Annotated in this window: 17 protein-coding genes and 4 tRNA genes; all 21 read right to left on the reverse strand. The window is 55.1% G+C overall.

The genetic code is table 11. The features are described from left to right. Window positions 1–21 precede the first annotated feature (21 nt). On the reverse strand, window positions 22–309 hold the full coding sequence (gene rplW, locus O3303_RS12125; RefSeq protein WP_269558665.1) for a 50S ribosomal protein L23: 288 nt from the start codon (window positions 307–309) through the stop codon (window positions 22–24). Next, the gene (rplD, locus tag O3303_RS12130) at window positions 309–947 is read right to left on the reverse strand and encodes a 50S ribosomal protein L4 (protein ID WP_269558666.1); all 639 of its coding nucleotides are present in this window, start codon (window positions 945–947) and stop codon (window positions 309–311) included. Before rplD ends, rplW begins: the two co-directional genes overlap by 1 nt. 8 nt (window positions 948–955) lie before the next feature. Then, entirely contained in the window at window positions 956–1576 is a 621-nt protein-coding gene (rplC, locus tag O3303_RS12135) for a 50S ribosomal protein L3 (RefSeq protein ID WP_269558667.1), read from the reverse strand. Between the two features lie 274 nt (window positions 1577–1850). After that, on the reverse strand, window positions 1851–2156 hold the full coding sequence (gene rpsJ / locus O3303_RS12140; RefSeq protein ID WP_073281279.1) for a 30S ribosomal protein S10: 306 nt from the start codon (window positions 2154–2156) through the stop codon (window positions 1851–1853). Window positions 2157–2177: 21 nt separating this feature from the next. Further along, a complete protein-coding gene (gene fusA, locus O3303_RS12145; RefSeq protein WP_269558668.1) occupies window positions 2178–4322 on the reverse strand; it encodes an elongation factor G in 2145 nt (714 codons plus the stop codon). A gap of 102 nt (window positions 4323–4424) precedes the next feature. After that, window positions 4425–4892, reverse strand: a complete 468-nt coding sequence (gene rpsG / locus O3303_RS12150) for a 30S ribosomal protein S7 (protein ID WP_044016015.1) — start codon at window positions 4890–4892, stop codon at window positions 4425–4427. Window positions 4893–4978: 86 nt separating this feature from the next. Further along, window positions 4979–5401, reverse strand: coding sequence for a 30S ribosomal protein S12 (gene rpsL, locus O3303_RS12155; RefSeq protein ID WP_044003259.1), 423 nt, complete (start codon window positions 5399–5401; stop codon window positions 4979–4981). A gap of 288 nt (window positions 5402–5689) precedes the next feature. Then, entirely contained in the window at window positions 5690–6034 is a 345-nt protein-coding gene (locus O3303_RS12160) for a DUF3467 domain-containing protein (RefSeq protein ID WP_269558669.1), read from the reverse strand. A 118-nt stretch (window positions 6035–6152) separates the two neighbouring features. Continuing rightward, the gene (rpoC, locus tag O3303_RS12165; protein ID WP_269558670.1) at window positions 6153–10505 is read right to left on the reverse strand and encodes a DNA-directed RNA polymerase subunit beta'; all 4353 of its coding nucleotides are present in this window, start codon (window positions 10503–10505) and stop codon (window positions 6153–6155) included. A gap of 348 nt (window positions 10506–10853) precedes the next feature. Beyond that, the gene (gene rpoB / locus O3303_RS12170) at window positions 10854–14729 is read right to left on the reverse strand and encodes a DNA-directed RNA polymerase subunit beta (protein ID WP_269561908.1); all 3876 of its coding nucleotides are present in this window, start codon (window positions 14727–14729) and stop codon (window positions 10854–10856) included. 287 nt (window positions 14730–15016) lie between these two features. Then, window positions 15017–15394 (reverse strand): 50S ribosomal protein L7/L12, encoded by a 378-nt coding sequence (gene rplL, locus O3303_RS12175; RefSeq protein ID WP_269558671.1) that lies wholly within the window; start codon window positions 15392–15394, stop codon window positions 15017–15019. A gap of 62 nt (window positions 15395–15456) precedes the next feature. Further along, window positions 15457–16011, reverse strand: coding sequence for a 50S ribosomal protein L10 (gene rplJ, locus O3303_RS12180; RefSeq protein WP_269558672.1), 555 nt, complete (start codon window positions 16009–16011; stop codon window positions 15457–15459). Between the two features lie 19 nt (window positions 16012–16030). Next, on the reverse strand, window positions 16031–16726 hold the full coding sequence (gene rplA, locus O3303_RS12185; protein ID WP_269558673.1) for a 50S ribosomal protein L1: 696 nt from the start codon (window positions 16724–16726) through the stop codon (window positions 16031–16033). Window positions 16727–16744: 18 nt separating this feature from the next. Further along, window positions 16745–17188 (reverse strand): 50S ribosomal protein L11, encoded by a 444-nt coding sequence (gene rplK, locus O3303_RS12190; protein ID WP_022822113.1) that lies wholly within the window; start codon window positions 17186–17188, stop codon window positions 16745–16747. A 193-nt stretch (window positions 17189–17381) separates the two neighbouring features. Continuing rightward, window positions 17382–17948: a transcription termination/antitermination protein NusG gene (gene nusG, locus O3303_RS12195; RefSeq protein WP_269558674.1), complete on the reverse strand. Its 567-nt coding sequence runs from the start codon at window positions 17946–17948 to the stop codon at window positions 17382–17384. 12 nt (window positions 17949–17960) lie between these two features. Continuing rightward, window positions 17961–18155, reverse strand: coding sequence for a preprotein translocase subunit SecE (gene secE / locus O3303_RS12200; RefSeq protein WP_269558675.1), 195 nt, complete (start codon window positions 18153–18155; stop codon window positions 17961–17963). Between the two features lie 66 nt (window positions 18156–18221). Continuing rightward, a tRNA-Trp gene (locus O3303_RS12205) sits at window positions 18222–18292 on the reverse strand. 128 nt (window positions 18293–18420) lie between these two features. Next, window positions 18421–19608: an elongation factor Tu gene (tuf, locus tag O3303_RS12210; RefSeq protein WP_269558676.1), complete on the reverse strand. Its 1188-nt coding sequence runs from the start codon at window positions 19606–19608 to the stop codon at window positions 18421–18423. A 159-nt stretch (window positions 19609–19767) separates the two neighbouring features. Beyond that, window positions 19768–19839: transfer RNA gene (locus O3303_RS12215), tRNA-Thr, on the reverse strand. Window positions 19840–19930: 91 nt separating this feature from the next. Next, a tRNA-Gly gene (locus O3303_RS12220) sits at window positions 19931–20003 on the reverse strand. Window positions 20004–20076: 73 nt separating this feature from the next. Beyond that, window positions 20077–20159, reverse strand: a tRNA-Tyr gene (locus O3303_RS12225). Between the last annotated feature and the right edge of the window lie 3 nt (window positions 20160–20162).

The raw sequence follows: 20162 nt of genomic DNA on the forward strand, positions 1-20162 counted from the left end.
TTATGCAGAAAAGGGCGCAGCTTAGATGCCGCTGTAGAAGTCGATAACCTCGCCTTCCTTCACCGTCACGATGGCTTTCTTGCCATGTGCGCGGCGGCCCGATACCGAACCACCTTTGGTGAACTTGGACTTCACTTTTCCATTGGTGCGGATCGTGCTGATGCTCGTTACCGTCACGCCATAGAATTGCTCAACGTCCTTCTTAATCTGAACTTTGTTGGCGCTACGCTCTACTTCGAAAACGTATTTACCTTGCTCGTTCAGGCCTGTGGCCTTCTCGGTCACGATGGGTTTTTTCAGCGTGCTCATTATTCAGCAGTGGTATAGAGTTGTTCCAATGCCGTCAGGCCAGCTTCCGACAGCAGCAGCGTGTCGGTGTTCAGCAGGTCGTGGGTGTTCAGCGCGATAGGCGTCGATACTTTTACCTTCTGAATGTTGCGGGCCGACAGAACCACGTTCTTGTCTACTTCGCCGGTCACCAGCAGGGTCTTCTTGCCGTTGTTCAGCTTCAGACCTGCGAGGATAGAGAGGAAGTCTTTGGTCTTGGGAGCCGACAGGGAGATGTTCTCCACCAGGGCTACCTTGCCGTCTTTGGCCAGCGTTGAGAGAGCCGACAGACGGGCCAGACGCTTGGTCTTTTTGTTGAGCTTGAAGCCGTAGTCGCGGGGCTCAGGACCGAAAATCCGGCCACCACCTACGAACACACCCGATTTCATCGAGCCAGCACGAGCGCCGCCCGTACCTTTCTGCTTCTTCAGTTTCTTGGTGGTGCCGTGCACTTCGTTGCGCTGCTTCGACTTGTGCGTGCCTTGGCGCTGGTTGGCCAGGTACTGCTTCACGTCGAGGTACATCACGTGCTCGTTCGGCTCCAGACCGAAGATGGCGTCAGACAGCGTAACCTTGCGGCCGGTGTCTTCGCCTTTGATGTTAAATACTGACAGTTCCATCTTCAAGGTTATTTTTCCAGGACCACGAATGAATTTCTGGCACCGGGAATCGAGCCGCTCACCACAATGAGGTTTTTCTCGGCTACAATGCGCATCACCTTCAGGTTCTGCACTTTCACCCGGTCGTTGCCCATGCGGCCACCCATGCGCATTCCTTTGAATACGCGCGAAGGCCACGAGCAAGCCCCGATAGAACCGGGGTGACGGCCGCGGTTGTGCTGACCGTGAGTCTGGCCACCAACACCGGCGAAGTTGTAGCGCTTCACAACGCCCTGGAAACCTTTGCCTTTCGAGGTGCCTACTACGTCAACGAATTCGCCTTCCTCGAAGAGGGAAGCATTGATTTCGCTGCCAGCAGTGAACTGGGCTACCTCATCCGTGCGGAACTCAACGAGTTTACGCTTAGGAGTAGTTCCGGCTTTCGCAAAATGACCTGCCAATGCTTTGGTGGTGTTCTTTGCTTTTTTCTCGCCGTAACCGAGCTGGATGGCCGTGTAGCCGTCCGTTTCGATAGTTTTAACCTGCGTCACCACACACGGACCTGCTTCGATGAGCGTGCAGGGAATGTTCTTCCCGTCCGGAGTGAAGAGGCTTGTCATACCGATTTTTTTACCGATGATGCCAGGCATTCTGTTTGGGTTTAGTAAAAGACGCACACGAAAACGCCCGAGTGGCGTTTTCGGAATGGGAGTGCAAAGCTAGGAAATTGTTATGTTATATAATAGCTACCTTCTGAAATATTTTCAGTGTCACCGCTTTAGCCCTTCTTTGCCCCTCTCCTACTAGGTTTCTGCGGCGCATAAATTGACTTATCCCGTTTCCGAGCTCAGCCAAAAGCAAAACACCCCACCAGTTCCGAAGAACCAGTGGGGTGTTTTGGTGATTAGTTGACTAACTCAGTCCTCAGACTTTGATTTCAACGTCAACGCCGCTTGGCAACTCCAGCTTCATCAGCGCATCTACGGTCTTCGACGAAGTCGAGTAGATGTCAACGAGACGCTTGTAAGTGCAGAGCTGGAATTGCTCCCGGCTCTTCTTGTTCACGTGGGGCGAACGGAGCACGGTGAATTTTTCCTTGACGGTCGGCAAGGGAATCGGACCGCTTACGATAGCGCCCGTAGCCTTCACCGCCTTCACAATCTTCTCCGACGATTTGTCCACCAAGTTGTGGTCGTAGGATTTGAGTTTGATGCGAATCTTCTGGTTCATGTCTATTGAATGAAAGCGGTGTTAGCGAATGGCGTTACCCTTCTGCTTGGCAATGATGCCTTCAGCAAGGTTGTTGGGCACCTGGTCGTAGTGCGAGAAGGTCAGCGAAGCCGAAGCCCGACCCGACGAGATGGTACGCAGCGTAGTTACGTAGCCGAACAGTTCCGACAGCGGAACGTCAGCCTTGATTACGTTGGCGCCACCTTTGGTGTCCATGCCTTTCATGATACCACGGCGACGGTTCAGGTCACCGGTTACCGAACCCGTGTACTCGTCGGGCGAAACAACTTCTACCGCCATAATTGGCTCGAGCAGTTTCGGACCAGCTTGCTTGCCGGCTTCACGGAAACCACCACGGGCAGCAAGTTCGAACGACAGGGCGTCCGAGTCAACATCGTGGTAAGAACCGTAATACAGGCGCACGCGCATGCCTTCGATGGGGAAGCCTGCCAGCGGACCATTCTTCATAGCTTCTTCGAAGCCTTTCTGAACTGGTGCGATGAATTCGCGTGGGATAACACCACCGGTGATATCGTTTACGAACTCCAGACCTGGTTTCTCCGGATCGGTGATTTTCGGACCAAGTTCGAACACGATGTCGCCAAACTTACCACGACCACCGGTCTGCTTCTTGTAAGTTTCGCGGTGCTCTACCGACTTGGTCAGAATCTCTTTGTAGGCTACCTGAGGAGCACCTTGGTTGATTTCCACCTTGAACTCCCGACGCATCCGGTCGATGATGATTTCGAGGTGAAGCTCGCCCATGCCTTTCAGAACAGTCTGGCCCGTCTCGGGGTCGGTCTGAACTACCAGCGTTGGGTCTTCCTCCACGAGTTTGGCAATAGCCATACCCATTTTGTCCATATCGGCCTGGGTCTTAGGCTCAATGGCGTAGCCGATTACCGGCTCCGGGAAGCTCATCGACTCCAGTACCACGCGCGACTTCTCGTCGGTCAGCGTGTCACCGGTTTTGATGTCTTTGAAACCAACACCTGCAGCAATATCACCCGCCTGGATTTTGTCAATCGGGTTCTGCTTGTTGGAGTGCATCTGCATAAGGCGCGAGATACGCTCTTTCTTGTTCGTACGGTTGTTGTGCACGTACGAGCCAGCGTCCAGCACGCCGCTGTAGCAGCGGAAGAAGCACAGACGGCCCACGAAGGGGTCGGTAGCAATCTTGAACGCCAGGGCAGTGAAGGGCTCCGAGTTGTCGGGGTGACGCGTCACCTCAGCACCAGTGTCCGGATCGGTACCGATGATGGGGGGCATGTCCAGCGGCGACGGCAGGTAGGCCATTACGCCATCCAGCATCGACTGTACACCTTTGTTCTTGAACGCCGAACCACACATTACGGGCGAGAACTTCATGTCGATAACCGCCTGGCGGATAACGACCATCATTTCCTCTTTCGTGATGGAGTCTGGGTCGTCGAAGAATTTCTCCAGCAACGCGTCGTCGTACTCGGCTACGCTTTCCACCAGCTTCTGGCGCCACTCGGCTACGGTCTCCACCAGATCCTCGGGAACCGGGATTTCGTGGTAGGCTTTGCCTTGGGTAGCGTCGTCCCACACGATGGCTTTGCCAGTCAGCAGGTCAACTACGCCTTTGAAGGTATCTTCAGCGCCAATCGGAATCTGGAGCGGCACGGGGTTAGCACCCAGCTTGTCCTTGATTTCGTTAACGGCTTTGAAGAAGTCAGCGCCGGCACGGTCCATCTTGTTGACGAAGCAGATGCGGGGCACCTTGTACTTGTCAGCCTGACGCCATACGGTTTCCGACTGGGGCTCTACACCGGATACGGCGCAGAACAGGGCCACAGCACCATCAAGTACACGCAGCGAACGTTCAACTTCTACCGTGAAGTCAACGTGGCCAGGGGTATCGATGAGGTTGATCTTGTACTGCTTGGTGTCCGGGGTTGGATCACCCTGCGCATCGGTTGGGTAGTTCCAGAAGGTAGTAGTAGCAGCCGACGTGATAGTGATACCACGCTCCTGCTCCTGCTCCATCCAGTCCATCGTGGCGGCACCTTCGTGCACTTCCCCGATTTTATGGGTCTTACCGGTATAGTAGAGAATGCGCTCCGACGTGGTGGTTTTACCAGCATCGATGTGCGCCATAATCCCGATATTCCGGAGGTATTGCAGATCTTTATTAACAGCCATGTCTAGTTGAATGAGTGAATGTGTGTTTGGTGAGCAGGCAGCAACCGAGGTGTGGAGTTAACCAAATCAACGGGCGGCCCATTCACTTAGGCACTCATTTATTTAGAAGCGGAAGTGCGAGAAGGCCTTGTTAGCCTCTGCCATCCGGTGCGTGTCGTCTTTCTTCTTCACGGCAGCACCTTCACCTTTCGCGGCGGCGATGATTTCACCGGCCAGCTTGTCCTTCATGGTCTTTTCGCCACGACGACGAGCGTACTGAATCAGCCACTTCGAGCCAACAGCAATACGACGGTCGGGACGAACTTCAATTGGAACCTGGAAGGTAGCACCACCTACGCGGCGGCTCTTCACTTCTACGGTCGGCATGACGTTGTTGAGGGCTTTGCGCCACATCTCCACGCCGCTTTCCTTGGTGCGCTGCTCAACAAGCTCGCAGGCATCATAGAAAATGGTGTAGGCGAGGTTTTTCTTCCCGTCGTACATCATGTAGTTAACGAACCGGGTAACCAGCGTCTCCTTGAACTTGGGGTCGGGCAGGAGGATGCGCTTCTTTGGTTTTGACTTTCTCATGGGTGTAGAAATGAGCTGAGGTAGCGGGCCAGTGGGATAAGAACCATGTGCTATCCGGCACGGCGCGCTACCTCACTCGGTTTCAATTACTTTTTCTTCTTAGCAGGAGCGCCTTTGCCGGCTGGAGCAGCCTGGCCTGGCTTCGGACGCTTGGCACCGTACTTCGAGCGGCGCTGCGTACGGCCGTTCACACCAGCGGTGTCAAGGGCACCACGGATGATGTGGTAACGCACGCCGGGAAGGTCTTTCACACGACCACCACGAATCAGCACGATGCTGTGCTCCTGCAGGTTGTGGCCTTCACCGGGAATGTAGGCGTTAACTTCTTTGCCGTTGGTCAGGCGCACACGGGCCACTTTACGCATAGCCGAGTTCGGCTTCTTAGGCGTGGTGGTGTACACACGGGTGCAAACGCCACGGCGCTGCGGGCACGAGTCAAGAGCCGGCGACTTCGACTTCGTCGTCAGCTTCTCGCGGCCTTTTCGTACTAACTGGTTGATGGTAGGCATCTACGGTATGTTTTGTCAAGGAGGGTTCTCTCCCAAAAATTAGGCTTGCAAAGGTAGAAAAGTCAGGGTGAAATAGCAAACGAGTTGGAATAGTTTGTTTTAGGGAATTGCCCGAAGCCATTTCAGACAATTTCAGAGCTGATAATTCTCGTTTTCCCAAAGCCAAGCTATATGGTGCCGTTTGCGTGGTTTCGTTCCTTCTCGGGTCAGCCAAGGATTGCACCTAAAAAGGTCAGGGCTTCTATCATCCCGATAAAAGCCCTGACCAGCGTGGTACTATTTGAATTATTAGGCCTCCCCTATTTTCCCGCCGAAGCCCATCGGGTACATCGGCGAGTCGTTTTGCTGCTTGATGGGGCCGTTGGCCTGCTCGTACCGCTCCAGGTTTTCAGCAAGGGCTGCCTGCAGGCGCTTGGCGTGCTCAGGCGTGAGGATGATGCGCGCCTTCACCTTGGCCTTAGGCAGGCCCGGCATCAGCCGAATGAAGTCGATGACGAATTCGCTGCTGCTGTGCGCAATCATGGCCAGGTTGGCATACTCTCCCTCGGCAATGTCTTCCGACAGCTCGATGTTGATGGCGTTCGGGTCTTGCGGCTGAGGCGCGTCGGCGTCGGGTTGGTTGGGTTGGTTCATTGGAAGGGGTTACGGGAACGGCTACCGTGTTGGTGGGCCGAATGGTTAAAACTACCAAAAAAGAAAAAGCCGGCCAGATTTCTCCGGCCGGCTTCTCCTAATTTAAGCAGCTACTAGCTTACTCCGAAACGGACTCGCGGCGCGAGGCACGGGCGGGGCGCTTGGTAGGTGCAGGCGTCTCGTCGGCTTTGGCGGCCTGTTGGGCCTCCAGTTCCTCTTTCGAGCCCACGATCTGACGCGTGTATTCGCGCAGACCGGTACCGGCCGGAATGAGGTGACCTACGATTACGTTCTCCTTCAGGCCCAGCAGTTCATCGGCCTTGCCACGGATGGCAGCTTCCGACAGCACCTTGGTCGTCTCCTGGAAGGAGGCAGCCGAGATGAACGACTGAGTGCCCAGCGAAGCCTGGGTGATACCCTGCAGCGTAGGACGGGATACCGAAGGCTGCGCGTCGCGCACTTCCACCAGGGCCAGGTCGCGGCGGCGCAGGCTGCTGTTCTCGTCGCGCAGGCGACGAGCCGTTACAATCTGGCCGGGCTTCAGGTTGGTCGAATCGCCGGAGTTCGTTACCACCTTCATGTCGATGATGGTATCGTTTTCCTCCATGAACACGATTTTGTCGATTACCTGGTGCTCCAGGAACGTCGTGTCGCCAGCGTCGAGAATCACAACTTTCTGCATCATCTGGCGAACTACCACCTCGATGTGCTTATCGTTGATTTTCACACCCTGCAAGCGGTATACTTCCTGAATCTCGTTCACGAGGTATTCCTGCACGGCGCCGGGGCCCTGAATGCTCAGGATGTCGGAAGGCGTGATGGCACCATCCGACAGCGGTGAGCCAGCGCGGATGAAGTCGTTGTCCTGCACCAGAATGTGCTTGGACAGCGGCACCATGTACTTCTTCTTGACGCCGTCTTTCGACTCCACGAAGATTTCGCGGTTGCCACGCTTCACCGTACCGTAGGTTACCACACCATCGATTTCGGCCACTACGGCCGGGTTCGACGGGTTACGGGCTTCGAAGAGTTCCGTAACGCGGGGCAGACCACCGGTAATGTCGCGGGTTTTACCCACAGCACGCGGAATCTTGGCCAGAATCTGACCGGCCTTGATTTTCTCGCCGTTCTCGACGTTGATGTGCGAGCCAACCGGAATGCTGTATGCTTTCTGGCCTTCTGCGTCACCTTTCTTGCCGGGACGAACGATGATGGCCGGGTTCTGGTCCTTGGCCTTCGATTCGATAATCACTTTCTCGCGGTGACCGGTCTGTTCGTCCGACTCCTCACGGTAAGTGATGCCTTCGGTGATGGCATCGTACTGAATGTTACCATCAAACTCGGCCAGAATAACGGCGTTGTAAGGGTCCCAGTTGTTCAGCTCGTGGCCTTTCTCCACCTCCTGGCCTTCGTTCACCAGCAGGAAAGAGCCGTAGGGAACGTGGTTGGAGATGAACACCTTGCCAGTGCCTTTCTCTACGATGCGGATTTCGCCCGAGCGACCCATTACCACTTTCACCATCTCGCCGTCGGCGTTAGCGGTTTCCACGGTCCGGATGTCTTCGAACTCTACTACACCGGCGAATTTGGCCTTGAGGCTGGCTTCTACGGCGATGTTAGAGGCCGTACCACCTACGTGGAAGGTACGCAGCGTGAGCTGGGTACCGGGCTCCCCGATGGACTGAGCAGCAATTACGCCAACAGCTTCACCCTTCTGGACCATGCGGCCCGACGACAGGTTACGGCCGTAGCACTTACCGCAGATACCACGCTTGGATTCGCAGGTCAGTACCGAGCGGATTTCCACCGATTCGATGCTGGTCTGGTCGATGCGACGGGTAACTTCCTCGGTGATTTCGTCACCGGCGGTCAGGATTACTTCGTCCGTCAGCGGGTCGATGATATCGTGCACCGCTACGCGACCCAGGATACGCTCGGCCAGGGGCTCTACTACGTCCTCGTTGTCTTTCAACGCGAAGGTTTCGATACCCCGCAGCGTGCCGCAGTCTACCTCGTTCACGATTACGTCCTGCGATACGTCTACCAGACGACGGGTCAGGTAGCCGGCGTCGGCCGTCTTCAGTGCCGTATCGGCAAGACCTTTACGAGCACCGTGAGTCGAGATGAAATACTCGATTACATCGAGGCCTTCTTTGAAGTTCGACAGAATCGGGTTTTCGATAATCTCGCCTACCGAACCTTGGAGCGACTTCTGTGGCTTAGCCATCAGACCCCGCATACCGCCGAGCTGACGAATCTGCTCACGCGAGCCACGAGCACCGGAGTGCATCATCATGTAAATCGAGTTGAAGCCCTGATCCTCTTTTTCAAGACGACCCATGAGGGTTTCCGTGATTTGGTTGTTGATGCGGGTCCAGATGTCGATAACCTGGTTGTAACGCTCGTTGTCGGTAATCAGACCCATCTGGTAGTTCTGAGTAACGGCCTTCACGTCGTTCTGCGCTTGCAGAATCAGGGCATCCTTCTCTTTCGGAATCTGGATGTCGCCCAGACCCATCGACAGACCACCTTTGTAAGCCGACTGGAAGCCTAGCGTCTTGATGTCGTCGAGGAACTGTGCAGTGCGGGCCATGCCGGTCCGCTTGAACACCATCGAAATGATCTGCTGCAGCTTCTTCTTCGTCAGCAGCTCATCCACGAAACCTACCTCGGTTGGCACGAGCTGGTTGAACAGCACGCGGCCGGCTACGGTCTCGATGATCTTGGTTACAAGGTTATCGTCCTCGTCGCGAACCAGCGTGCGCACCTTGATGTAGGCGTGCTTGGACAGCTGACCTTCGTTGAGGGCAATTACTACTTCCTCATCGGAGTAGAAAATGCGGCCTTCACCTTGGATGCTCTCCTCGGGCGTGGTACGCTTGCCTTTGGTTACGTAGTACAAGCCCAGAACCATGTCCTGCGACGGTACCGCAATCGGCGCGCCATTGGCGGGGTTCAAGATGTTGTGCGACGCCAGCATGAGCATGGAGGCTTCCAGGATAGCGGCCGGTCCCAGGGGAACGTGCACAGCCATCTGGTCACCGTCAAAGTCAGCGTTGAAGGCCGTACAGACGAGCGGGTGCAGCTGGATAGCCTTGCCCTCGATGAGGCGCGGCTGGAACGCCTGGATACCCAGACGGTGAAGCGTAGGAGCCCGGTTAAGCAATACTGGGTGGCCTTTCAGCACGTTCTCCAGGATGTCCCAAACTACTGCGTCCTTGCGGTCCACAATCTTCTTAGCCGATTTCACCGTCTTCACAATGCCGCGCTCGATGAGCTTGCGGATGATGAACGGCTTGAACAGCTCGGCCGCCATGTTCTTGGGCAGACCGCACTCGTGCAGCTTCAGCTCAGGACCAACGACGATAACCGAACGACCCGAGTAATCGACACGCTTACCGAGCAGGTTCTGACGGAAGCGGCCCTGCTTGCCTTTCAGCATATCGGACAGCGACTTCAGGGCGCGGTTGCCTTCGGCGCGCACGGCATTCACCTTACGCGAGTTGTCGAACAGCGAGTCTACAGCTTCCTGCAGCATGCGCTTCTCGTTCCGCAGAATCACCTCGGGAGCCTTGATTTCGATCAGGCGCTTGAGGCGGTTGTTGCGGATGATTACGCGACGGTACAGGTCGTTCAGGTCGGAAGTGGCAAAACGGCCACCGTCGAGCGGAACAAGCGGACGTAACTCCGGTGGAATCACCGGAACCATGCGGATTACCATCCACTCAGGCTTGTTTTCCACGCGGGTCGAGGCGTCGCGGAACGCTTCCACTACACGCAGACGCTTCAACGCTTCAGCCTTACGCTGCTGCGAAGTTTCGTGAGCGGCAGAGTCACGCAGCGAGTAGCTCAGCTCGTCCAGGTTGATGCGCTCCAACAGGAGTTGCAAGGCATCGGCACCCATGCGGGCGATGAACTTGTTGGGGTCCTCGTTCGGCAGCATCTGGTTCTCGCGGGGGAGCTTGTCGATGATGTCGAGGTATTCGTCTTCGGTGAGGAAGTCGAGCTGCTGCACGCCTTCGTCGCCCAATACGCCGGGCTGTACAACTACGTACCGCTCGTAATAGATAATCTGATCGAGCTTCTTGGTGGGCAGGCCCAGTAGGTAGCCGATTTTATTTGGCAGGGACTTGAAGTACCAGATATGCGCAACAGGCACCACCAGTTCGATGTGGCCCATCCGCTCCCGGCGTACTTTCTTCTCGGTCACCTCCACGCCGCAACGGTCGCAGATGATGCCTTTATAGCGAATCCGCTTGTATTTGCCGCAGTGGCATTCCCAGTCCTTCACGGGACCGAAAATCCGCTCGCAAAACAGGCCGCCCATCTCGGGCTTGTACGTCCGGTAGTTGATCGTCTCGGGCTTCACAACTTCACCGTTCGACCGCTCCAGAATGGATTCGGGCGAGGCCAGCGAAATGGTGACTTTCGAGAAGTCCTGTACCAGTTTCTTGTTTTTTGCAAACGCCATGTAGGGTAGCTGTTAGCTGTTGGCTTGTGGCTGTTAGTTGGTTCCGCTGGTCTTAAGACCAGTCGGAAAGAACAGAACAGTTCGACTCTGCGAAAAGTGCTCTGCGGGTCGGATAGGTACGCCGCGCAGTAGGTTTTGCTAGGTCTGATTGGGTACTCGTTCGTCTTTGGGCAAACACGAACCCTTGTGCAGCCAACCAATGCCGGTATCAGCTGTCGTTCTGACCTTATCTCGGAACGACGCCGGCAGCAGTTGTTTTCGGTTTCCCGAACTGCGGATACTTTATATAAGCAGGACTTGAAAAGTGGCTGCCGATACTCGCGCATCAGCAGCCACTACTTTCAAACCTTAGTCAAGCGTGATTTCCAGGGCCAGACCACGTAGCTCATGGATGAGTACGTTGAACGACTCGGGGATATTCGGCTTGGGCAGAACGTCGCCTTTTACAATGGCTTCGTACGCTTTGGCACGGCCTACCACGTCATCCGACTTCACCGTCAGGATTTCCTGCAGCACGTTGGAAGCACCGAAGGCCTCCAATGCCCACACTTCCATCTCACCGAAGCGCTGACCACCGAACTGCGCCTTACCACCCAGCGGCTGCTGCGTGATGAGCGAGTACGGTCCGATAGAACGGGCGTGCATCTTGTCATCCACCAAGTGACCCAGTTTCAGCATGTAGATAACACCCACCGTTACCGGCTGGTCGAAACGCTGGCCGGTGAGGCCGTCGTGCAGGTACGCGCGGCCGAAGGTCGGCAGCCCGGCCTCCGTCAATTCGGCTGATACTTCTGCTTCGGTAGCACCATCGAAAATCGGGGTAGCGTAGGTGCGGCCCAGCTTGAGGCCGGCCCAGCCCAGTACCGTCTCGTAAATCTGACCGATGTTCATCCGGCTCGGTACACCCAGCGGGTTAAGCACGATGTCCATCGGCGTGCCGTCGGGCAGGAAAGGCATGTCCTCATCGCGCACGATGCGGGCCACTACCCCTTTGTTACCGTGACGACCAGCCATCTTGTCACCCACCTTCAGCTTACGCTTCTTGGCGATGTAGACTTTGGCCAGCTGTACGATACCTGCGGGCAGCTCGTCGCCAACCTCCAGCGTAAACCGGTCACGCTTGAAGCGGGCCGTGATGGTATTGCGGCGCTTGGCGTAGTTTTTCACCAGCTGCAGCACCATACCGTTCACGCGGGCGTCGGCGGTCCAGCCTTCCAGCACGAGGTCCTTGAAGATGTTCACCTCCTCGGGCACGGCGTAGTTGCTTTCGTCCTTATAGGGGTTCTTCTCGGGGAACAACGCTTCCGTGATGTTCTTCTTCCCGAATTTCACGCCCTTGGTCAGGATTTCGTCGCCGAACTTATGCTTGATACCCTGGGAGGTTTTGCCTTCCAGAAGCTGAATCAGCTTCTCAACCATAATGGACTTGATGCCGCGCAGTTCCTTGCCGTACGACTCCTTCAGCTCTTCCACTTCCTTCTTCGACTTGGCCCGCAGGTTTTTGTCTTTCTTCGGACGCGAGAACAGCTTGGTGCCGATAACGACGCCTTGCAGGGACGGTGGCGCCTTAAGCGAGGCATCCTTCACGTCGCCAGCTTTGTCGCCGAAGATGGCGCGGAGCAGCTTCTCTTCCGGGGTCGGGTCGGTTTCGCCCTTTGGCGTAATCTTACCGATCAGGATGTCGCCTTCCTTCACCTCAGCGCCCAGACGGATGATACCGTTGTCGTCGAGGTTGCGCACGGCTTCTTCGCTCACGTTCGGAATTTCCGAGGTCAGCTCTTCTTCGCCGCGCTTGGTTTCGCGCACTTCCAGCTCAAACTCCTCAATGTGAATCGAGGTGAAGATGTCGTCGCGCACTACCTTCTCCGAGATGACAATGGCATCCTCGAAGTTGTAGCCCTGCCACGGCATGAACGCCACCTGCATGTTCCGGCCCAGGGCCAGCTCACCTTTGTTGGTGCCGTAGCCTTCGCACAGTACCTGGCCCTTGGTCACCCGCTCGCCGTTCTTCACGAGCGGCGTCAGGTTGATGCAGGTGTCCTGGTTGGTACGACGGAATTTGATCAGGTCGTAGGAAATCTTCTCGGCGTCGAAGCTCACGAGTACGTCGTCGGCCGTCAGGTCGTATTTCACGACGATGCGGTTGGCGTCTACGTAGTCGATTACGCCGTTGCCTTCGGCTACTACCAGCGTGCGCGAGTCGGTAGCTACGCGGCCTTCCAGACCGGTGCCCACAATCGGAGCCTCGGCTTTCAGCAGCGGAACTGCCTGGCGCTGCATGTTCGAGCCCATCAGTGCCCGGTTAGCATCGTCGTGCTCCAGGAACGGAATCAGCGAAGCGGCCACCGATACAATCTGGTTCGGAGCTACGTCCATGTAGCTGTACTCATCCGGGCCAACCACGGGGAAGTCACCCTCGAAACGGCCTTTTACCAAGTCGTTGATGAAGTTGCCTTCGTCGTCGATCCGGGCGTTGGCCTGCGCGATGTGGTGGGTGTCTTCTTCCTCAGCGGTCAGGTACTTTACGTGCTCGGTGGTATCCACCTTGCCGTTTTCTACCGTGCGGTAAGGCGTCTCTATGAAGCCCATCGAGTTAACCCGGGCGTGCACGCACAGCGACGAAATCAGACCGATGTTCGGGCCTTCCGGCGTTTCGATGGTGCAGAGGCGGCCGTAGTGCGTGTAGTGAACGTCACGTACTTCGAAACCAGCCCGCTCGCGCGACAGACCTCCCGGCCCCAGTGCCGATACGCGACGCTTGTGCGTCACCTCGGCCAGCGGGTTGGTCTGGTCCATGAACTGCGACAACTGGTTGGTGCCGAAGAACGAGTTGATAACCGACGACAGCGTGCGCGCGTTGATAAGGTCAACCGGCTTGAAGTCCTCGTTGTCACGCACGTTCATGCGCTCCTTGATGGTACGCGCCATCCGGGCCAGGCCCACGCCGAACTGGGCGTAGAGCTGCTCGCCCACGGTGCGTACGCGGCGGTTGCTCAAGTGGTCAATGTCATCGACAATGGCCTTCGAGTTGATCAGACCGATCAGGTATTTCACGATGAGAACGATGTCCTCGTTGGTCAGTACGCGGGCGTCCCAACCGGTGTCAATACCCAGTTTCTTATTGATACGGTAGCGGCCTACGTCCCCGAGGTCGTAGCGCTTGTCCGAGAAGAATAGCTTTTGGATGATGTCGCGGGCCGTTTCTTCGTCGGGAGCCTCCGTGTTCCGGAGCTGACGATAGATTTGCTCCACGGCTTCTTTCTCCGAGTTGGAGTTGTCCTTCTGCAGCGTGTTGTAAATGATTGCGTAGTCGGCAATATTTACGTTCTCGCGGTGCAGAATCACCGACTTGGCCCCGGCGTTCAGGATCGTGTCGATGTCCTCCTCCTCGATGGTGGAGTCGCGCTCCAGCAGTACCTCGTTCCGGTCGATGGAAACCACTTCCCCGGTGTCCTCGTCAACGAAATCTTCCGTCCAAGTGCGCAGCACCCGAGCGGCCAGCTTCCGGCCGACGGCTTTCTTGAGGTTCTTTTTATCGGCCTTCACTTCCTCCGACAAACCGAACAGGTCAAGAATGTCTTTGTCGGTGCCGTAGCCGATGGCGCGGAGCAGCGTGGTAACCGGGAATTTCTTCTTCCGGTCGATGTAGGCATACATCACGTTGTTCACGTCCGTGGCAAACTCAATCCACGAGCCTTTGAACGGAATGATACGGGCCGAGTACAGCTTGGTACCGTTCGTGTGCTTGCTCTGTGCGAAGAATACGCCCGGCGAGCGGTGCAGCTGCGATACGATAACGCGCTCAGCGCCGTTGATAACGAACGAGCCCTTTTCGGTCATGTAGGGAATGTTCCCGAGGAACACTTCCTGCTCAATCGTTTCGAAATCTTCGTTGTCCGAGTCATTGCAGACCAGGCGCAACTTGGCTTTCAGCGGAACCGAATACGTGAGGCCGCGGTCGATGCACTCGTCAACCGAGTACTTGGGTGGGTCAACGTGGTAATCGAGAAAGGTCAGCACGAAGTTTTCGCGCGAGTCCGAAATCGGAAAGTTCTCGGCGAATACTTTGAACAGGCCCTCATCGGTACGGTTCTCGGCAGCCGTTTCCAACTGGAAGAAATCCATGAACGAGCGCACCTGCACGTCCAGGAAATCCGGATACTCAATAACCTTTTTAATCTTGGCGAAGTTGATCCGCTCGTCAGCAGCTTGCAGCTTTTGCAGACCTGACTGTGCTTTCGGTGTAGCCAATGTATGTGGGGTTAGGAAATGGACACTGGGAGAATCCAGAACAGGGTAGTAACAGGGCCACTACCTTGAAAAATCAGAAAGTTGCGGGCGCACGAAAGCGCAAAGCAGAACCTTGCGCTTGTGGCGTCCGTAGGCACGAAAAGCCGCAAAGCGGCGTGCAAACGAACTTCCGGCTGGTTTGTTGCCTACAAACAGGAAAAGACCTGGCTTAGTTGCCAGGCCTCTCCTTATTTGCTGGTTTTAAGAGCAGGCAGCAGAAATTACTTAACTTCTACTTCAGCGCCGGCTTCTTCCAGTTGCTTTTTCAGCGACTCAGCTTCGTCTTTGGCAACACCTTCTTTCAGGGCCTTAGGGGCACCGTCAACCAGTTCTTTGGCTTCTTTCAGGCCCAGACCGGTCAGGTCTTTCACCAGTTTCACAACGGCCAGTTTAGCCGAACCAGCCGACTTCAGGATCACGTCGAACGTGGTCTTCTCCTCAGGAGCGTCAGCAGCGGCAGCGCCACCACCGGCCATCATTACCGGAGCAGCAGCAGCAGGCTCAATGCCGTACTCGTCCTTCAGGATGGTAGCCAGTTCGTTTACTTCTTTTACCGTCAGGCTAACGAGCTGCTCGGCGAATGCTTTCAAATCTGCCATTTCTGTAGATTGTTAAAAAGGGGTTGTTGGAGGAAATTGAAGGTGAAAAAGATGAGCAGCGGTTAGCCTGCAACCTCTTCTTTTTCGGCAAGTGTTTTGAGGATACCAGCCAGTTTGGCACCGCCGCTCGACAGAGCAGAGATAACATTCTTGGCAGGTGACTGGAGCAGACCGATAACATCACCGATGAGCTCGTTTTTACCTTTCAGCGTGCTGAGGGTGCTCAGCTGATCGGCTCCAACGTATACGCCGGAGTCAATGTAAGCACCTTTGAAAGCTGGGCGAATCACAGCAGTTTTGCTGTAGTTCTGCGACTTGTAGAAGTCCTGCAACAGCTTGGCTGGAGCGTTACCCGACTCTTTCGAGAACAGGATGCCCGACTGGCCTACCAGCGCCGCGTCCATCTCCGAAGTGTCGCCACCGAGGGTGTCGAGGGCCTTACGGATGAACGTGTTCTTGTACACCTTGAACTCCATGCCGCGGTTGTAGCACAGGCGACGGAATTCGTTGATTTTCGCCACTGACATTCCCGAAGCATCGGCAATGTAGAACGCGTTGTGCGATTGGAACTTCTCGCTCAACTCGTCGACGAGGGCTTGTTTTTCTTCCCGGATCATATCGTCGTGTTGATTTAGATTATGCGGAAGTTACCGACGTGTCAACCGGAACAGCAGGCGACATCGTGCTCGAGAGCGTGATGCTCTTGATGTACGTGCCCTTAGCCGAGGAAGGCTTCAAACGCAGCAGCGTCTGAATTACTTCGATGGCGTTTTCAGCCAGCTTCTGGTCATCGAACGACACTTTACCAACCGAGCAGTGAATGATACCGGTTTTGTCGACTTTGAAGTCGATTTTACCAGCTTTCACTTCCTGCACCGCTTTAGCTACGTCCGTCGTTACCGTGCCCGACTTCGGGTTAGGCATCAGACCACGGGGACCGAGCACGCGGCCCAGACGACCCACTTTAGCCATTACGGCCGGCATGGTGATGATAACGTCGATGTCAGTCCAGCCTTTTTCAATCTTGGCGATATAGTCGTCCAAACCAACGAAATCAGCACCAGCAGCAGTAGCTTCGGCTTCTTTGTCGGGCGTAACGAGGGCCAGAACACGAACGGTTTTGCCAGTACCGTGGGGCAGCGTAGCGACGCCACGTACCATCTGGTCGGCTTTGCGAGGATCCACGCCCAGACGAACGTCGATATCTACCGAGGCGTCAAATTTGGTATAGGTAATATCCTTTACCACTTTGGCCGCTTCTACCAGATTCCGAACTTCGGTCAGGTCATGCTTGGCAAGGGCTTCCTTGCGCTTTTTGCTTACTTGTGCCATGTCTACTCCGTCGTTAAATTATTCAGCGAAAGGAGAAGTGCCCGACACAGTGATGCCCATGCTACGAGCCGTACCGGCTACCTGCAGCATTGCCGACTCCACTTTGAAAGCATTCAGGTCTGGCATCTTCGTTTCAGCGATGGTGCGCACCTGGTCCCACGACACTGAGCCTACCTTATTACGGTTGGGCTCTTTCGAACCGCTCTGGAGCTTGGCAGCCTCCATCAGGAGAACCGGCACCGGAGGGGTCTTCACAACGAAGTCGAACGACTTGTCGGTGTACATGGTGATGAGTACAGGACAAACTTGGCCGGCCTTATCTTGGGTGCGAGCATTGAACTGCTTGCAGAATTCCATGATGTTAAGGCCTTTGCTACCAAGTGCAGGTCCAACCGGCGGCGCAGGGTTTGCGGCGCCTCCCTTTATCTGAAGCTTCAGATAACCTCTAATTTCCTTGGCCATTGGGTTTGTAAGGCTTCGGACGCTGCATCGTAACACGCATTGTCCTCAGTTTTTTGATTGCTCCGAAGTGGAAGCACCACCGGTCCGGAGCGGATAACCGATGACGTTTGCTTGGCAGTAGGTGAAACTTGAGCTAGAAACAGTCAGAAACGTGTCGTTCCGACTGTCCCTAGCTCAAGTTCGCTCTATACTACTATGAGTCCTTTTCGACCTGTGTGTAGCTCAACTCCATCGGAGTGCTACGGCCAAATATTTTTACGATTACGTTGAGTTTCTTGCGCTCCTCGAATACTTCCGAGACAGTGCCCAGCATGCCGGCGAAACCACCATCTACAATCTTCACCAACTCGTTTACTACGAATGGTGTTTCCAGCGTGGCCGTCTGCTCTTCTGCCTCGTCTACGATACCGAGGATGTTATTCACCTCCGAAAGACGCAACGGGATAGGCTTGGTGTTCTGGTTGGCAGCTTTGCCTTCCTTATCACTCAGAAAACCCAGAATACCCGGAGTGCTGGTAATGATGTGGTCTACCTCACCGTGCGTCAGATCCGCGTGAATGATGATGTAGCCGGGATACAGATTCCGCTCCCGTACGCGCTTCTTGCCGTTGCGCATCTCGTACACCTTCTCCGCCGGAATCAGTACCTGAGGCACCAGGTCGGAGAGACCATGCCGGCCAATTTCCGTTTCGAGATAGGTCTTGGCCTTTTTCTCCTGTCCGCTCACCGAGCGGACCACATACCATTTCAACTCTCCCATCTTCGCTGCCGATTAACGGAATGAGTTGTAAAACGCTTCCAGACCAGTTTTAAATACCACGTCCATCAAACCAACAACAGCAGCGAATACCAGCGAACCGATGAGCACTAAGCCAGCGCTCTTCTGGAGTTCCTCGAAAGATGGCCACGTTACTTTGTAGCGCATCTCCTCGACGGTGTCGCGGAAGTAATTCGGTTTCTTGTCCATTGCTCGTCGCCTGGTTAGTGGCTTCTGATTACTCGCAGGCTGCGAATGCAGCAACCTGTATTAAAGCACGGGCGGAGAGATTCGAACTCCCATCAAAGGTTTTGGAGACCTCTATTCTACCCTTGAACTACGCCCGTGTATGCGTCCGTTACCAGCTTGCTACTGGATTGGGACTGCAAATGTATGGAACTCTATTTACAAAACAAATCCGCCTCTGAAAAAATCAGAGGCGGATTGCATTGATTTGCTAGAATCCAGCTGAAATCTACTCAGTGATTTCGGTTACCTGACCAGCACCTACCGTACGGCCACCCTCACGGATAGCGAAACGCAGGCCTTTCTCCATAGCTACCGAGTTGATCAGCTCAACCGAGATAGTTACGTTGTCACCAGGCATTACCATTTCCACGCCTTCGCCCAGCGTGATGATGCCGGTTACGTCGGTGGTGCGGAAATAGAACTGAGGACGGTAGTTGTTGAAGAACGGCGTGTGACGACCACCTTCTTCTTTCGACAGCACGTACACCTCGGCTTTAAACTTGGTGTGAGGCTTAACGGAACCGGGCTTGCAGATAACCATACCACGACGGATGGCTTCTTTTTCAATACCACGGAGCAACAGACCTACGTTGTCACCAGCTTCACCACGGTCAAGGATTTTGCGGAACATCTCAACGCCAGTTACGGTCGACTTGAGGTTCTCAGCACCCATACCGAGGATTTCAACTTGCTCACCCGAGTTGATTATACCGCGCTCGATACGGCCGGTTGCTACCGTACCACGACCCGTGATAGAGAATACGTCCTCTACTGGCATCAGGAAGGGCAGGTCGGTCAGACGAGCTGGAATTGGAATGTAGCTGTCAACAGCGTCCATCAACTCCTCGATCTTCGGAACCCAGTTGGCATCGCCGTTCAGGCCGCCCAGAGCCGAGCCCTGAATAACCGGAATGTTGTCGCCATCGAAGTCATAGAACGAGAGCAGCTCACGGATTTCCATTTCCACCAGCTCGAGGAGCTCGGGGTCATCCACCATGTCTACTTTGTTCATGAACACTACCAGCTGAGGAACACCTACCTGGCGAGCGAGCAGGATGTGCTCACGCGTCTGGGGCATTGGGCCGTCGGTAGCAGCTACCACGAGGATAGCACCGTCCATCTGGGCAGCACCCGTAACCATGTTCTTCACGTAGTCAGCGTGACCTGGGCAGTCAACGTGAGCATAGTGACGGTTTACGGTAGAGTACTCTACGTGCGACGTGTTGATGGTGATACCACGCTCTTTTTCTTCGGGAGCGTTGTCGATCGACGAGAAGTCACGCTTGGCGGCCAAACCTTTGTTCGCCAGTACCATGGTGATAGCAGCGGTCAGGGTGGTTTTGCCGTGGTCGACGTGCCCGATCGTACCGATGTTCACGTGCGGCTTGGAACGATCAAAATTTTCTTTGGCCATTGTAAGTGAGATTAGAGAACTATGTTGTGAGGAGGAAAACGCGACTTGCTTATACTGAAAGAAAGCGAAACGCAGCTCCGCTTAGTGGGGACTGCACGTCGCTTTGCTTTTCAGACTGGCCCAAACAGAGCAGCCGCGCTGCACCGCCGGTATAATGTGAGCCATTTATGGGATTTGAACCCATGACCTCTTCCTTACCAAGGAAGTGCTCTACCACTGAGCTAAAACGGCTGATACTATAGATTTCAACAAAGGTACGACAGGAGAAGTACAATCGCCGTTGCGGCTGTATCTGTTTCTTTGCGCAACTCTGCGAATGTTGAGCGGGAGACGAGGTTCGAACCCGCGACCTGCAGCTTGGAAGGCTGCCGCTCTACCAGCTGAGCTACTCCCGCGTAGTGTAAATAAAGAAACTCGTAGGCGGCCAATCTGATTCATTGCCTTGCGAGTTTCTCTACTTATCAATCGTGGGGGGAGAAGGATTCGAACCTTCGAAAGCTTACGCTAACAGAGTTACAGTCTGTCCCATTTGGCCGCTCTGGAACCCCCCCGAT

It is taken from the genome of Hymenobacter canadensis, from assembly GCF_027359925.1.
GTDB lineage: Bacteria > Bacteroidota > Bacteroidia > Cytophagales > Hymenobacteraceae > Hymenobacter > Hymenobacter canadensis.

What these genes read in the sequence shown, in the direction of transcription:
- rplW (WP_269558665.1), bottom strand. Translation starts at nt 309, where the DNA reads ATGAGCACGCTGAAAAAACCCATCGTGACCGAGAAGGCCACAGGCCTG.
- rplD (WP_269558666.1), bottom strand. Translation starts at nt 947, where the DNA reads ATGGAACTGTCAGTATTTAACATCAAAGGCGAAGACACCGGCCGCAAG.
- rplC (WP_269558667.1), bottom strand. Translation starts at nt 1,576, where the DNA reads ATGCCTGGCATCATCGGTAAAAAAATCGGTATGACAAGCCTCTTCACT.
- rpsJ (WP_073281279.1), bottom strand. Translation starts at nt 2,156, where the DNA reads ATGAACCAGAAGATTCGCATCAAACTCAAATCCTACGACCACAACTTG.
- fusA (WP_269558668.1), bottom strand. Translation starts at nt 4,322, where the DNA reads ATGGCTGTTAATAAAGATCTGCAATACCTCCGGAATATCGGGATTATG.
- rpsG (WP_044016015.1), bottom strand. Translation starts at nt 4,892, where the DNA reads ATGAGAAAGTCAAAACCAAAGAAGCGCATCCTCCTGCCCGACCCCAAG.
- rpsL (WP_044003259.1), bottom strand. Translation starts at nt 5,401, where the DNA reads ATGCCTACCATCAACCAGTTAGTACGAAAAGGCCGCGAGAAGCTGACG.
- O3303_RS12160 (WP_269558669.1), bottom strand. Translation starts at nt 6,034, where the DNA reads ATGAACCAACCCAACCAACCCGACGCCGACGCGCCTCAGCCGCAAGAC.
- rpoC (WP_269558670.1), bottom strand. Translation starts at nt 10,505, where the DNA reads ATGGCGTTTGCAAAAAACAAGAAACTGGTACAGGACTTCTCGAAAGTC.
- rplL (WP_269558671.1), bottom strand. Translation starts at nt 15,394, where the DNA reads ATGGCAGATTTGAAAGCATTCGCCGAGCAGCTCGTTAGCCTGACGGTA.
- rplJ (WP_269558672.1), bottom strand. Translation starts at nt 16,011, where the DNA reads ATGATCCGGGAAGAAAAACAAGCCCTCGTCGACGAGTTGAGCGAGAAG.
- rplA (WP_269558673.1), bottom strand. Translation starts at nt 16,726, where the DNA reads ATGGCACAAGTAAGCAAAAAGCGCAAGGAAGCCCTTGCCAAGCATGAC.
- rplK (WP_022822113.1), bottom strand. Translation starts at nt 17,188, where the DNA reads ATGGCCAAGGAAATTAGAGGTTATCTGAAGCTTCAGATAAAGGGAGGC.
- nusG (WP_269558674.1), bottom strand. Translation starts at nt 17,948, where the DNA reads ATGGGAGAGTTGAAATGGTATGTGGTCCGCTCGGTGAGCGGACAGGAG.
- secE (WP_269558675.1), bottom strand. Translation starts at nt 18,155, where the DNA reads ATGGACAAGAAACCGAATTACTTCCGCGACACCGTCGAGGAGATGCGC.
- tuf (WP_269558676.1), bottom strand. Translation starts at nt 19,608, where the DNA reads ATGGCCAAAGAAAATTTTGATCGTTCCAAGCCGCACGTGAACATCGGT.